Raw genomic sequence first — 14,479 nt, 5'->3', positions numbered from 1 at the left:
CTCAGACGTCGACCGGATCGACGTCAATGCGCCAGCGCAGCTCGCGCTTGATGCGCAGCGCGTAGAGTGCGGGAAGCCAGTTGCCGAGGAAGTGCTGCAGCGCCGGCCGCCGGGTGCTTTCGACCAGCAACTGGGCACGTTCGCGGCGGGCGAGACGGGTCATGCGCATCGGTACCGGGTCGTAGAGCTGCACACCCTCGGGCAGCATGCTCTCGGCGGCATGGCCCGCCGCGGCGAGGAAGGCGAGCGCATCGTCGATGGCGGGTGCATCGGCGCGCAGCATGGCCTGGAAGGAGAACGGCGGAAAGCCGGCGCTGCGACGCTCGGCGAGCGCCATGGCCGCGAAGCGCGCGTAGTCGTGCTGGCGCAGGTGCTGGTAGAGCGGGTGCTCGGGAAACTCGGTCTGGATCAGCACCTCGCCGGGCAGCGTACTGCGGCCGGCCCGCCCGCCGACCTGCATGAGTTGCTGGAAGAGGCGCTCCGGTGCGCGGAAGTCCGCGGCATGCAGCGAGGCGTCGGCGCCCACCACGCCGACCAGGGTGAGCCTGGCGAAGTCGTGGCCCTTGGCCATCATCTGGGTGCCGACGAGGATGTCGGCCTCGCCCGCGCCGATCTTCGCCAGTAGTTCTTCCCACTTCGCGCGGGTGCGCGCCGCATCGCGGTCGACGCGCAGGATGCGGGCCTGCGGGAAGCGTTCGGCGAGGCGTTCCTCGAGGCGCTGGGTGCCGCGCCCGAAGGCGTGCATGTCCTGGTTGCCGCAGGCCGGGCAGGCACGGGGGATCGGTTTGTCGGCGCCGCAGTGGTGGCAGCGCATGCGCTTGTCGGCGAGATGCACCACCTGGTTGGCGGAGCAGTGATCGCAGTGACTCACCCAGCCGCAGGCGGTGCACGCCAGCACCGGCGCGTAGCCGCGGCGGTTGAGGAACACCAGGCTCTGTTCGCCGCGCTCGAGGCGCTTTTCGATGGCTTCCAGCAGGGCGGCGCTGAGGCCCTCATCGAGACGGGTGCGACGAGTGTCCACGCGGCGTACCGTCGGCAAGGTGGTGGCGACCGCGCGGCGGGTCAGCTCGAGCTTGCGATAGCGGCCACCTTCCGCGTGGTGCCAGCTCTCCAGCGAGGGCGTGGCCGAGCCGAGGACAACCGGCACCGCGCGCTGGCGCGCGCGCCACACCGCCACGTCGCGTGCCGAGTAGCGCACGCCCTCGAGCTGGGCATAGGAGGCGTCGTGCTCTTCGTCGATGACGATCAGGCCGAGCCGTGGCAAGGGCGTGAACACCGCGAGGCGGGTTCCGAGGACGATGTCGGCGTGACCGCACAAGGCCTGCACGAAGCCGCGCGAGCGGGCGCCATCGGCCTGGGCGGAATGAAGGCTGACGATGCGCGCGTCGGGGAAGCGCGCCTGTACGCGCTGCTCGAGCTGGGGCGTGAGCGCGATCTCGGGCACGAGCATCAAAGCCTGCTCGCGGCGGGCGAGCGCGTCGGCGACAAGATTGAGGTAGACCTCGGTCTTGCCGCTGCCGGTGACACCATGCAGCAGCCAGGCCTGGAAGCCCGCGGGGGCAGCACGAATCACCGTCAGTACCGCCTGTTGCTCGTCGGTGAGCGGCGGCGCTCCGCTGCTGCGCTGGCGGTCTTCGAGACTGTCGGGGGCGATCCAGCCGCGCTCCAGCGCAGCCGCGATCGGCGTCGAGGATGGCAAGGTCGCGCGCAGCAGGCTGCGGCGCAGTGGGCCCTCCGCGGTAAGCCTGCGCAGCAGTTGCAGCGCCCGGCTGTCGCGGCGGTTTTCGGCGAGGGCCGCAAGACCGGCGGCGGTGACGGTGAGGAGCGGGTCGATTTCGTCGCTGCTGACCGCGTCGGCGCGGCGCAGCCCCGGCGGCAAGGCCAGCGCGATGACTTCGCCGATAGGCGCGTGATAGTAGCGGGTGACGAAGCTGACCAGTTCGATCCAGTCGGGCGGCAGGGAGGGAACGTCGCGCTGGATGGCGCCGACCGGTTTGAGCCGGGTGGCGTCGATATCGCTTTCCGTGGGTATGGCGATGATCAGCCCGGTTCGTTCACCTCGACCGAACGGGACCCGCACGCATCGCCCGATATCCTCATCGGATACGAAATCCGCCGTGTAATCAAACAGTTGTGGAAGCGGTACCGGAAGTGCGATGCGCACGATTCGCATTCTGGACAGAGGGTTTTCAATAAAAATTCAATAAAACAATGATTTGCGGTCGATAGTGAAAGAAAAACTCTCAAAAGACGGACTAATCACGCGACATCAAACCGCAATCACGGTTTCTCCACAGAAGCTGTGGATAACTATGTGGGAAAGCGGTCCGGTATTACCTCTACACGCCGGTCTTGCAGGGAATCGGGTGCTCTGCCTAAACAATAGGCAATAATAAATTCGATATAAAACAAAGACTTGAGTGTATGCGTATATCTCGGTGCGAGAAGGGGCACATTTTCTTTAAGGCGTGGCGCGATGTGCATAAGTCAAGCCCCTTGAGGACTTTTTTTGCCTTGACGAACGACGAATTTGCGGGATGGCCGGACCTTGCCGGCCTTCCACATATGCAGACGTCCGCCCCGAGCCCTTGTCAGCCCTGCCGCATGCGGCGGCTATGGCTGTGGACCGTCTCGACCAGTACCGAAACATTGTCGGGCACGGTGTACTGCGAGATGCCGTGGCCGAGGTTGAATACGTGGCCGGGGTGATTGCCGTAGCTGTCCAGCACGCGGCGGGCTTGTTCGGCAACGGCCTCGGGGCTGGCGAACAACACCGCAGGGTCGAGGTTGCCCTGCAGCGCGACCTTGTCGCCGACGAGTGCGCGGGCCTTGCCGAGATCCACGGTCCAGTCGAGTCCTACCGCGCTGTAGCCGGCGGCGGCGATGTCCTCAAGCCACAGACCGCCACCCTTGGTGAACACGATGCTCGGTACCGCGCGTTCTTCACGTTCGCGGATCAACCCGGCTGCGATGCGCTCGAGGTAGGCGAGCGAGAACTCGCGGTAGGCGTCATGGGCCAGTACGCCGCCCCAGGAATCGAACACCATCACTGCCTGGGCGCCGGCCTCGATCTGCGCGTTGAGGTAGGCGATGACCGCCCGGGTGGTGACGTCGAGGATGTGGTGCATCAGGTCCGGCCGCGAGTACATCAGCGACTTGACCTTGCGGTAATCGGAGGAGGAGCCACCCTCGACCATGTAGCAGGCGAGCGTCCACGGGCTGCCGGAAAAGCCGATCAAGGGAACCGAGCCGCCCAGCGCACGACGGATTTCGGAGACCGCGTCCATGACGTACTGCAGTTCGGCGTGGGGATCGGGCGCGGCGAGGTTGCGGATTTCCCACTCGTCCTTCAGCGGGCGTTCGAAACGTGGCCCCTCGCCTTCCGCGAAGTACAGCCCGAGACCCATCGCATCGGGCACGGTGAGAATGTCCGAAAAGAGGATTGCGGCATCGAGGTCGTAGCGGGCGAGCGGTTGCAGGGTGACTTCGCAGGCCATGCTCGGACTCTTGCACAGTTGCAGGAAGCTGCCGGCGCGCTTGCGTGTTTCGCAGTATTCTGGAAGGTAGCGGCCGGCCTGGCGCATCAGCCACATCGGAGTGTATTCGGTGGGCTGGCGCATCAGCGCACGCAGGAAGGTGTCGTTCTGGAGTTGGCTCACGATGGGTCTCGGTTGCCGGCCGGCTCGGGCCGAAAGCCGCGATTATCCCGCTTTTCGGCGGCAGCCGCAGCCGATGCAGGTCAACCTGTCCGAATCGACGCGCTCACTTGCGCCAGAAGGCCGGGGTGAGCACCACCAGCAGGGTGAAGATCTCGAGCCGGCCGAGCAGCATGGCGAAGGTGCACACCCAGGTCTGGAAGTCGGTCAGCACCGAATAGTTGCCGGCCGGCCCGACCGCGCCGAGTCCGGGGCCGGTGTTGTTGAGGCAGGCGACCACCGCCGAGAACGCGGTCACGAGCTCCAGACCGCTGGCCGAAAGTACCAGGCTCAGGCTGACGATGGTGACCATGTAGATGAAGGAGAAGCCGAGCACCGCGTGGAGGATGTGGTCGGGGATCTGCTGGTTGCGGAAGCGTACCGGCAGGACTGCGTTGGGATGCACCGCGCGGGCGAGTTCGCGATAGACCTGCTTGTAGAGGATGATCGCGCGCATCAGCTTGATACCGCCACCGGTCGAGCCCGAACAGGCGATGAAGCTGCCGAGAAAGAGGATCCACACTTGGGCGAACATCGGCCAGAAGGTGTAGTCGGCGGTGGCGAAGCCCAGCGAGGTGGCGAGCGAGATCGAGTGGAAGGCAACGTAGCGCAGCGTGCTCCAGTAGTCCTCGTAGACGTTGTAGGGCATCAGGTAGAGCGACAGGGCGAGGATGCTGACGGTGAGCACGCCAAAGTAGAAGGGCAATTCGCGATCGTGCACATAGGCCTTGAAGTCGTGCTGGAAGAGGGCCATGAAGTGGGTGGCATAGTTGATCCCCGAGAGCAGCGCAAAGAAGATCACCACGCCTTCGACCTGCAGGCTGTTGTAGTGGCCGAGGCTTGCGTCGCGGGTCGAGAAGCCGCCCAGCCCCATCACCGAGAAAGCGTGCATCAGCGCATCCCAGGTTTCCATGCCGACCAGGTTGAGTGCGCCCCAGCAGGCGAGGGTGAGCACCAGGTAGACCATCCACAGGCCCTTGGCGGTTTCGGCGATGCGCGGGGTCAGGCTGGCGTCCTTCATCGGTGTCGGCGTTTCAGCCTTGAACAGACTGCGCCCGCCGATGCCGAGCAGCGGCAGGATGGCGACCACCAGCACGATCACGCCCATGCCGCCGATCCAGTGCATGAAGGTGCGCCAGAAGTTGATCGAGATCGGCAGGTGGTCGAGTCCCGAGATGGCGGTGGCGCCGGTGGCAGTGAGACCCGAGGTGGCCTCGAAGTAGGCGTCCGTGAAGGAGATGCCGGGGAGCTGGATGTAAAGCGGCAGGGCACCGAACAGGGGCAGGATCAGCCAGGTGAGCGCCACCAGCAGGAAGGCGTCGCGGGGGCGCAGGTCGCGGCGGTGCCGATGGGTGGACCACCACAGCAGCGCGCCGGAAACGAGCGTCATCAGCAGGGCCTCGTCGTAGGCGCGGACGGCGCCGTCGCCGTGATGGATCGACACGCCCAGGGGCACCAGCAGCAGCAGCCCGAAAAAGACGATGATCAGGCCGAGCGGATTGAGCACCGGCGCGTAGCTGCGCATCATCCGCATTGCTCCGGTCGGGACGGTCGGCAGGGACGGAACCGGCTGTTCATCATTTGCGCCAGAAGTACGGGCTGAGCACGACCAGCAGGGTGAAGATCTCGAGCCGGCCGAGCAGCATCGCAAAGGTGCAGATCCAGGTCTGCAGGTCGTTGAGCACCGCGTAGGTGGTCGACGGGCCGACCTGGCCCAGCCCCGGACCGGTGTTGTTCACGCAGGCGACCACGGCGGAGAAGGCGGTGATCGGGTCGAGGCCGGTGAACACCATGACCAGGGTCAGGCTGACCAGCACCACCATGTACATGAAACCGAAGGCCAGCACGGCGAAGATGATCTGGTTGGCGACCGCTTCGCTGCCGAACTTGATCGGTGCGACGGCGTGCGGGTGCAGCGAGCGCAGCAGCTCGCGGAATACCTGTTTGTAGAGGATGATCGCGCGCATCATCTTGATGCCGCCGCCGGTCGAGCCCGCGCAGGTGATGAAGCTGCACAGGAACAGCATCCACAGCGGGGCGAATACCGGCCACAGCGCATAGTCGGTATTGGCAAAGCCGGTGGTGGTGGCGATCGAGATGGTGTTGAAGGCGGCGTAGCGCAGCGCCTGCAAGGGGTCGGTGTAGGTGCCGGTGGCGTAGAGGTAGAGCGCGATGGCGGCGACGCTGCCGAACATCACGTAGAAGTACCAGCGCACTTCGGGATCTTGCTTGTAGGCCTGCAGGCTGCCGCCGCGGATGGCGACGAAATGGGTGGCGAAGTTGATACCCGCGAGGGTCATGAAGACCATCGTCACCATCTCGATGGTCGGCGAGTTCCAGTAGCCGAAGCTCGCGTCGTGGGTTGAGAAGCCACCGAGGCCCATGGTGGTGAACATGTGCACCACCGCGTCGTCCCAGCTCATGCCCGCCCAGCGGAAGGCCAGCGCGCAGACCAGGCTGAACAGGCCGTAGACGACCCACAGGCCCTTGGCGGTCTCGGCCATGCGCGGGGTCAGCTTGGATTCCTTCATCGGCCCCGGCGCTTCGGCCTTGAAGATCTGCCGGCCACCGACGCCGAGCAGCGGCAGCACTGCCACGGCGAGCACGATCAGGCCCATGCCGCCAAGCCATACCAGCAGCATGCGCCAGAAGTTGATCGAATAGGGCAAGCTGTCCAGATTGGAGAGCACCGTCGCCCCGGTGGTGGTGAGTCCCGACACGGTTTCGAAGTAGGCGTCAGTGAAGCTCAGGTTCGGAATGTAGAGCAGCAGCGGCAGGGTCGCGAGCGCCGGCAGCACGGTCCACGTCAGCACCACCAGCAGGAAGCCGTCGCGGACCGTCAGTTCGCGGCTGTGGCGGCGCGTGATCCACCACATGAAGGCGCCGATCGCGATGGTCAGCAGGAGCGCTTCGTCATAGGCGGTCTCGGCGCCGTCGCCGCGCCACCAGGAGATTCCGAGCGGTGCTGCCATGGTGGCACCGAAGATCATCATGATCAGCGACAGCACGCGAAAGACCGAGAGGAGGTGATTCATCGCCCTGTCCGGAAATCAGAAGAAGCCGAAACCGACCTGGAAGAGCTTTTCGACCTTGGCGACCTGCTTCTTGCTCACGCAGAAGACGATCACATGGTCTTCGGACTCGATGACCGTGTCGTGGTGGGCGATGATCACCTCGCGCTCGGGGATCATCACCGGCGTGTTCTCGCGATGGATCAGCCGATGCTGACCGGTCTCGCGAACCACTGCGCCGATGGTGACGCCGCGCGGCAGTTCGATCTCCTCGATCTTGCGGCCGACGATCTTGGAGGTGGCGCGGTCGCCGTGGGCGACCAGCTCGAGGGCTTCGGCCGCACCGCGCCGCAGACTGTGGACCGCCGCCACGTCGCCACGCCGGACGTGTGCCAGGAGGGTGCCGATCGACGCCTGGGCCGGCGAGATGGCGATGTCGATCGGGCCGCCCTGGACCAGATCGACATAGCTCTTGCGGTTGATCAGTGCGAGGGTACGCCGTGCCCCCATGCGCTTGGCCAGCGAGGCCGCCATGATGTTGTCTTCTTCGTCGTTGGTGAGCGAGAGGAACATGTCCATGTCCTCGATGTTTTCGCTCTCGAGCAACTCCTCGTCGGTGGCGTCGCCCTGCAGCACCAGGGTCTTGGTGAGATTGAGGGCGAGGAAGTCGGTGCGGCGGTTGTCGCGCTCGAGCACCTTGACTTCGTAGCGCTCCTCGATCGAGCGTGCCAGGCGGTAGCCGATGTTGCCGCCGCCGGCGATCATGATGCGGCGGATCGGGTTCTCGAGCTTGCGCAGTTCGCGCATCACCTGGCGGATGTGCCGGGTTGCCGCGAGGCAGAAGACTTCGTCACCGGACTGGATGACGGTTTCGCCGCTCGGGATGATCGGTTTCTCGCCGCGGTAGATGGCCGCGATGCGGGCGTCCACGTTGGGGATGTGACGTCGCAGGTCGGCCAGCGGGTGGCCTACCAGCGGACCGCCGGCGACGGCCCGTACGGCAATCAGGCTGAGCATGCCGTCGGCGAACTCGAGAACCTGCAACGCGGTCGGGAATTCGATCAGCTTGCGGATGTACTCGGTGACGATCTGTTCCGGGCAGATCGAGAAGTCGACCGCGAAGTTGTTGTCGTCGAGCAGCTCGGGGTATTCGACATAGTCCGCCGAGCGCAGCCGCGCGATCCGCGTCGGCAGGTTGAACAGGCTGCGGGCGATGCGGCAGGCGCACAGGTTGGTCTGGTCCGACTGGGTGACCGCGATCAGCAGGTCGGCATCGTCGGCGCCTGCCTGGCGCATGATCGACGGCGAGGCAGCGTTGCCGACCACCGCGCGCAGGTCGAGGCGGTTCTGCATCAACTGCAGCAGATGGGGATCGGTATCGACGACGGTGATGTCGTTGGCTTCGGACACCAGGTTCTCGGCGACCGAGGAGCCCACCTGTCCGGCACCAAGGATGATGATCTTCACGGTTGTTCAGGACTCCACTGTTCGGCCGGGGCCATTCTACGCGTGCCGGGCCGGATCAAGAACGGATGCCGCATCGCAGCATGAAAGCCCGCGGAATACCGCAGGCCTCCGCGTCATTCGGTGGAACCCTCGTCGGTGCGCCGCCCGCCGTGCAGGCCGAGCTGGCGCAGCTTGCGATAGAGGTGGGTGCGCTCGACACCGGTGCGCTCGGCGATGCGCGTCATGTTGCTCGCTTCGCGGGCGAGGTGGTATTCGAAGTACATGCGCTCGAATTGCTCGCGGGCCTCGCGCAGCGGCTGATCCAGCGACACCGGGCTGGCCGCGGATTCGAGTGGCGGTCCGAGCTCCCGCTCGACGTCCTCGAGGTCGATGGTTTCGTTGAGGGTCGCGAGCGCGAGCGAACGGATCGCCGCGCGCAGCTCGGGATAACCATTCGGCCAGTTGCGGGTGCGCAGTGCATTGAGTGCGGCGCTCGACAGCTTGCGCGGCGGGGTTTCGGCGGCTTCGGCGAGGTGCTGGAGGATCAGCGTCGCCATTTCGGGAATCTCGTCGCGCAGTTCGCCGAGACCTGGTGCGAGCAGGCTCACTTCGGCCAGCCGGTTCAGCAGCGCCTCGTCCCAGCCTGCCTTGAGCAGACCGTCGTTACCCTGGTCGGTGGCGAGCGCGACGGTGAGCTTGTAGCGTTCGAGACGGTCGATCACGAAAACGAGGTTGGTGCGCTGGACGCGGTTGAGGCGGAGCAGTTCGGGGACGAACACCACGCCACCGCGCAAGGCCTGCAGCTGCTCGCCCTCGACCGGTTCGGGCAGCGCCGAAAGATCGAGCCAGCCGCTGCCCGGCGGCTGCAGTGTGCGGGCGGCGAGTTCGGCGATGCTGCCGCTGCCGATACGCATCAGCAGCAGGCGGGAACGTTCGCGCACCTGCAGCAGGCGCTGGCGGAAGTCGCGCAGCGGCACCGAGCGGTTGAAGGCGGTGAGGGTCAGCTGGGAGGGGACGCTGCTGGCCGCCTTGCGCGCCAGTCCGTTGCGTACCGTCGCGAGCAGCTTCTGCAGGGCGATCGGTTTCTCGAGGAAATCGAGCGCGCCGATCCGCGTTGCCTCGACCGCGCTGTCGATGGTGCCGTGCCCCGACATCATGATCACCGGCATGGTGAGCTGACCGTTGGCCGCCCATTCCTTGAGCAGCGAGATGCCGTCGCTGTCCGGCATCCAGATATCCAGCAGGACGAGGTCGGGACGCTGCGCATTGCGGGCGGCGCGTGCCGCGCCGGCGTTTTCGGCGAGGGTGATGTCGTAGCCCTCGTCCTGCAGAATCTCCGAGAGGAGTTCGCGGATTCCGACTTCGTCGTCAACGATAAGGATCTTGGGCATCTTTCTTCTGCTTCAAACTGATTGTGGCGCCGGACGGAGGCGTATGCGGATCTCCGCGCCGCCGCTGTCGCGGTTGCCGATACGGGTGTCGCCCCCGTGTTCATCGATGATCTTCTTGACGATCGCCAGCCCGAGACCGGAGCCGCGGGTCTTGGTGGTGAAATAGGGTTCGATCGCGCGGCTCAGTACTTCGGGTGCGAAGCCGGGGCCGTTGTCACGGACCAGCAACACCGCTCGCGCGCCTTCGCGGCGGGTGATCACCTTCACCTCGCCGCCGGCCACTTCGGCGACTGCATCCTCGGCATTCTGCAACAGGTTGTGGATGACCTGGCGCAGCTGGCCCTGGTCGCCCAGAACGAGGGGCAGGTCGCGATCAAGTTCCGCAACAAGCGAGATCGGGGAGGCCTCGTACAGCGAGGCAACTTCCCGGACCAGGGCGTTGAGGTCGAGCGGCGAGAGTTCCGGAGCCGGGAGTTTCGCATAGTCGCGGAAGGCATTCACCAGATTCTTCATCGCCTCGACCTGGTTGACGATGGTCCGCGTGGAACGCGAAAGCATGGCCTTGCCGGCCTCGTCGAGCTGGCCCGAGAGGCGGTGTTCGAGACGTTCGGCGGAGAGCTGGATCGGGGTCAGCGGGTTCTTGATCTCGTGCGCGACGCGGCGCGCGATCTCGGCCCATGCGGCGGTCCGCTGGGCGGAGATGAGGTGGGAGATGTCGTCGAACACCACCACCCAGCCGCCGTCGGTGGCATGCGGCAGTCGTGAGCCGTGCATCAGCAGGGTCTGTTGCAGGCCATTCTCGGCGTTGATCTCGATCTGCTCGTGCCAGTCCTCTTCGTTTTCTGCAAAGCCCTTGAGGATGGCATCGCGGAAGTCCTTGTGGTGGGTCCATTCGGCCAGCGTGATGAGCTCGCAACCCTCCAGCCGGTCGCCGAGGATGCCGGTCGCGCCGGCGTTCGCCGCGCGCAGGGTGCCGTCGGCGGCGAAGGCGAGCACGCCGGCGGAGAGGTTGGCCAGCACGCTCTCGAGATAGGCACGGGAGGCCTCGACCGCGGCGCGGTTGCGCTCGGCCTGTCCGCGGGCGTCGTCGAGCTGTCGGGTCATCTGGCTGAAGGACTGGGTCAGCACACCGAGTTCGTCGCGCGCCGGCAACGCCCGACGCGGCGAGAAGTCGCCCTGCGCAACCGCCTGGGTGCCCTCGGCGAGGAGGCGCAGCGGCGCCGAAAGACGACGGGCGAAAACGAAGGCTGCCGCTGCCGCGGCGAAGAGCGCGAGCAGCAGCGTGAGCGTCAGCGTGAGGGTGTAGATCTGGCGCAGGCCGGCGCGGCCGAGGGCGAGTTGCTGATAGTCCTGGTAGGCGTCCTGCACGGTGCTGGCATGGTGCGAGAAAGGTTCGGGGACGCTGCCCAGTAACTGGAGGTAGTAGGGATCGGCGCGCAACTGCAGGCTGGGCAGTTCGACGACGATGCGCAGGCGCAGCTGGCCGCCCTCTTCGCTTTCGACCTGCCGGAGTCGGTGGGTCTTGCGCAGGTCGCGCAGCTGACTGGCCGAAGGGAGGTCGGGCAGCAGGCGGGTCGGGTCGATGTTCGAGGTGGCAACGATGTCGCCGCTGGCGGTGAAGATGAGTGCCGCGTCGGCGCCAACCTGTTCGCGCAGGCGGTTTAGGCGCACCGGACGCAGCGCTTCACCGTCGGCCAGTCCCTGGGAGATGGTGTCGGCCTTTGCCTCGAGCTGATCGAGGAGGTAATCCAGCGAGCCGCGGCCGAGCGCGATGGCGCTCTCGAGTGCGGTGTCGACCCTCACGTCGAACCAGGAGTCGATGCTCTTGATCGCGAACTGCAAGGACACCGAATAGATCAGTACGCCGGGCACGATGGCCATCATGGCGAACATGGCCACCAGCCGGAGCTTGAGTTGGGAGCCGAACTGCGCTGCCTTGCGCTCCAGCCAGAGCTTGCGGATCTGGTAGCCGACCAGCGCCGCCAGGGTCACCGTAAGGACGCCGTTGGCGGCGAGCAGCATCGGGTAGTTGCGGGCGAACAGCGTGGTGTTCGCGCTCGCCGAGGCGAGCAGGAAGAGCAGGATGCCCGAGATGGCAGCGAGCACGGATACGGCGATCAGTTTCATTGTGACTCGGGCGGGGCGGCAAGGAAGGTCCAGCGGAGCCAGTCGCTGTCGATCGTCCAGTCGTTGCTGCCGATGGCCGTGACCTGGAACGGCTTGGGCAACTGGTTGAGCTCGAGACGGAAGCGCACGGCGGCGTCGTAGGAAATGCCATTGCGCAGGGCGCCGGCCGGCGCGATGAGCCAGTTGCGGGTGCGTTGCATGGCCTGGACCGCGGGTTCGATGCTGTCGAAATTGCGGTAGAGGCTACCGATGTTCAGGCGGTACTTGCGGGTGATCGGCTGGTAGGAGAGCCGGTATTCGAGCCGGCGTCCGACGACTGCCTCGTCGAACCAGTACCAGCGCGGTGCGGTGATTTCGGCTTCGAGCACGAAATGCAGCGCGACACCACGCTGCACGGCATCCTCGAGGCGCGAGTTGAGATGAAAGTCGATATCGGCGTCGAGGGTGAAGCCTTCTTCGTGTGACTGGATGGCGGCGTAGCTGATGGTTGGTGTTTCGGCGGCTGCAGGCAGACAAAGACTCAGCAGCGTGCACGCAGCCCAGAAGCGCAGCAGCGACGCGATTCGTTCAGCCATGCCTGGCCAGCAACGCGTAGTAGAAGCCATCGTGCTCCGCGCAGGGGCGGAGCTGACCGTCCTCCATGCCGACGAGCGGAAGCTGGCGGGCATCGGGTTGGCGGCTGAGGAAACGGCTGACTTGTGCGGCATTCTCTTCCGGGAAGAGCGAACAGGTGACGTAGAGCATTTTGCCACCCGCTTTCAGGGTGTGCCAAAGCTGATCGAGAATGCGTGCCTGCTGGCTTGCAAAGCGGTCGATGTCGTCGGCACGGCGAAGCCACTTGATGTCGGGATGTCGACGCACGACGCCACTGGCCGAACAGGGCACGTCGGCGAGGATGCGATCGAAGGGCTGGCCGTCCCACCAGTCGTCGAGGCGGCTGCAATCGGCAATGCGCAGGGACGCATCCAGGCCGAGGCGTTCGAGATTTTCCTCGATGCGCCGTGCCCGCTGCGGATCGAGTTCGATCGCGGTCAGTTCAAGGTCGCACCGTTCGAGGATGTGGGCGGTCTTGCCGCCAGGGGCGGCACAGGCGTCGAGTACCCGTTGTCCCGGGGCAAGGTCGAGCAGGTCCGGAACCCACTGCGCGCCGATGTCCTGCACCGACATCAAGCCTGCCTCGAAGCCCGGCAGGCGGCTGACGGGCGAGGCCTGCTCGAGCAGGAGTGCCCCATTGGGTTGGGGATGGCTGGCGATGCCCGCGTTGCCGAGTGTCTTGTGCAGCGCTGCGGCGGTGGTGCGGCGCAGGTTGGGGCGCAGCGCCATCGGTGGATGTATGTTGCCGGCGGTCAGGATTTCTTCCCAGTGCTGCGGATAGGCCTTGCGAATGTGTTCGATCCACCATTGGGGGTGGCGATAGCGGGCAACCGGATCGTGATCCGCAGCCTGGGTCAGTTCGCTGCTGCGGCGCAGGTAGTTGCGCAGTACGCCGTTGACCAGTGCGCGCAGGTTCCCGCGGAGGAGCTGCCCGGCCGCTTCGACGGCCTGGTCGACAATGGTGTGGGCGTCGGCGGGGCGCTGTTCGAGGCGGTGCAGGGCCACGAGCAGAAGGTTCTCGATCTGATCGGGCGGCGGCTTGTCCATGAGGCGCGAGAGCATGAAGCCACCTCGGCCGAAGTCGCGCAGGGTGTTGTAGGTGTAGTCCTGGATGGCGCCGCGTTGCGCAGCAGTCAGTCGCCGGTCGGGGTCGAGATCGGCGAGTGCCTGGGTCAGTGTCGTGCCAGTGCGGATTTCTCCGACCAGTCGGGCTGCGCCGAGAAAGGCGCTGGCGAGGCTGTCAGGTGGTGGTACTGGATTCGGTCGCGTGCGGGGCGAAGAGGATCGGGGCTTCATCGGGGTCTCGTTGCGGATCAGGCCCGGCAGCGCAGCGCGTTCAGTCGGCGAGCAGGTCGCGGATGTAGTTGGGGAGCGCCTGCACCGCCCGGTGTGTGGCGCCATTGTAGTACCGAAGTGCACCGATGCCGCGCTGGCTGATACGGGTGTCGACTTCGACCTCGGAGAGACGTGCCGGTTCGAGAACGTCGGACGCACAGGCCAGTCCCCATAGGCTCCCGTAGAGGGGGATGTGGACGAAGTACGGCGTCACGTGGCGGAAGGTGCTTCGTAGTGCCGTGTGAAGTCGGCGAACCCGTTCGGGGTGGTAGAAGGGGGCGCCGATGTGCAGGCAGAGTGCGCCGGATTCGGTGAGGAGGGCCTTGCAGTCGGCGAGGAAACTGGGGGAATACAATTCTTCGGCGGGACCAACTGGGTCGGTGAGATCGAGTACCACGAGATCGAAGCGCTGATGGTTGGCAGGCGCGACCGTGCGGACGTAGTGAAGACCGTCTTCGATGCGGATTTCGAGCCGGGGGTCGTCAAGGGCACCGCGGTGTATTTTCGAGAAATGCTCGCGGGAAAGCTCGACGATCTTGCCGTCGAGTTCGACGAGTACGATGTGCTCGATCGTCGGGTACTTGAAGAGCTCTTCGGCCGCCCCCCCGTCGCCGCCGCCGATGATCAGGGCCGTGCGAGGACCCGCGTGGGTGATGGACGCAAGATGAATGAGATTCTCGTGGTAGAAGAACTCATCCCGCTCGGAGGTCATGAAGCAGCCGTCGAGCCTGAAGAGCTTGCCGACAAACGGGCTGTCCCAGACTTCGTAGCTTTGGAAAGGGGTTACGCCTGAGTCGATCAGCCTGGCGCCGGCAAGATAGAAGCCCGCATGATCGTTGAGTGCTTCGCACAAGGCATCGGAGGGGAGTTGCATCGCGCT

General features: G+C 65.5%; 10 protein-coding genes. All 10 read right to left on the bottom strand.

Features of this window, described 5'->3' with window-relative positions:
• Position 1: 1 nt before the first annotated feature.
• The 10 genes from GQB03_RS17305 to speE all read right to left on the bottom strand — a co-directional run bounded on the left by GQB03_RS17305 (position 2) and on the right by speE (position 14,473).
• Positions 2 to 2,173, bottom strand: coding sequence for a primosomal protein N' (locus GQB03_RS17305; protein ID WP_159692066.1), 2,172 nt, complete (start codon positions 2,171 to 2,173; stop codon positions 2 to 4).
• A 418-nt stretch (positions 2,174 to 2,591) separates the two neighbouring features.
• Positions 2,592 to 3,659 carry a uroporphyrinogen decarboxylase gene (gene hemE / locus GQB03_RS17300; protein ID WP_159692064.1) on the bottom strand — a complete coding sequence of 356 codons (1,068 nt, stop codon included), beginning with the start codon at positions 3,657 to 3,659 and terminating at the stop codon, positions 2,592 to 2,594.
• A gap of 103 nt (positions 3,660 to 3,762) precedes the next feature.
• On the bottom strand, positions 3,763 to 5,220 hold the full coding sequence (locus tag GQB03_RS17295) for a TrkH family potassium uptake protein (RefSeq protein ID WP_159692136.1): 1,458 nt from the start codon (positions 5,218 to 5,220) through the stop codon (positions 3,763 to 3,765).
• A gap of 52 nt (positions 5,221 to 5,272) precedes the next feature.
• Positions 5,273 to 6,730, bottom strand: a complete 1,458-nt coding sequence (locus GQB03_RS17290; RefSeq protein ID WP_159692062.1) for a TrkH family potassium uptake protein — start codon at positions 6,728 to 6,730, stop codon at positions 5,273 to 5,275.
• A gap of 15 nt (positions 6,731 to 6,745) precedes the next feature.
• Complete coding sequence (gene trkA / locus GQB03_RS17285; RefSeq protein ID WP_159692060.1) at positions 6,746 to 8,173, bottom strand: Trk system potassium transporter TrkA; 1,428 nt, start codon at positions 8,171 to 8,173, stop codon at positions 6,746 to 6,748.
• 113 nt (positions 8,174 to 8,286) lie between these two features.
• Positions 8,287 to 9,543, bottom strand: a complete 1,257-nt coding sequence (locus GQB03_RS17280; protein ID WP_159692058.1) for a sigma-54-dependent transcriptional regulator — start codon at positions 9,541 to 9,543, stop codon at positions 8,287 to 8,289.
• 12 nt (positions 9,544 to 9,555) lie between these two features.
• Positions 9,556 to 11,670 carry an ATP-binding protein gene (locus tag GQB03_RS17275; RefSeq protein WP_159692056.1) on the bottom strand — a complete coding sequence of 705 codons (2,115 nt, stop codon included), beginning with the start codon at positions 11,668 to 11,670 and terminating at the stop codon, positions 9,556 to 9,558.
• Positions 11,667 to 12,245: a DUF4390 domain-containing protein gene (locus tag GQB03_RS17270; protein ID WP_159692054.1), complete on the bottom strand. Its 579-nt coding sequence runs from the start codon at positions 12,243 to 12,245 to the stop codon at positions 11,667 to 11,669. Before GQB03_RS17270 ends, GQB03_RS17275 begins: the two co-directional genes overlap by 4 nt.
• The gene (rsmB, locus tag GQB03_RS17265; RefSeq protein WP_159692052.1) at positions 12,238 to 13,560 is read right to left on the bottom strand and encodes a 16S rRNA (cytosine(967)-C(5))-methyltransferase RsmB; all 1,323 of its coding nucleotides are present in this window, start codon (positions 13,558 to 13,560) and stop codon (positions 12,238 to 12,240) included. Before rsmB ends, GQB03_RS17270 begins: the two co-directional genes overlap by 8 nt.
• Before the next feature lie 40 nt (positions 13,561 to 13,600).
• The gene (speE, locus tag GQB03_RS17260) at positions 13,601 to 14,473 is read right to left on the bottom strand and encodes a polyamine aminopropyltransferase (RefSeq protein WP_235027114.1); all 873 of its coding nucleotides are present in this window, start codon (positions 14,471 to 14,473) and stop codon (positions 13,601 to 13,603) included.
• Between the last annotated feature and the right edge of the window lie 6 nt (positions 14,474 to 14,479).

The organism is Cognatazoarcus halotolerans (assembly GCF_009800965.1).
In the GTDB taxonomy this organism is placed as follows: domain Bacteria; phylum Pseudomonadota; class Gammaproteobacteria; order Burkholderiales; family Rhodocyclaceae; genus Cognatazoarcus; species Cognatazoarcus halotolerans.
Note: the sequence above shows the minus strand (reverse complement) of the source record. Positions and strands in the feature narration are given on the sequence as shown.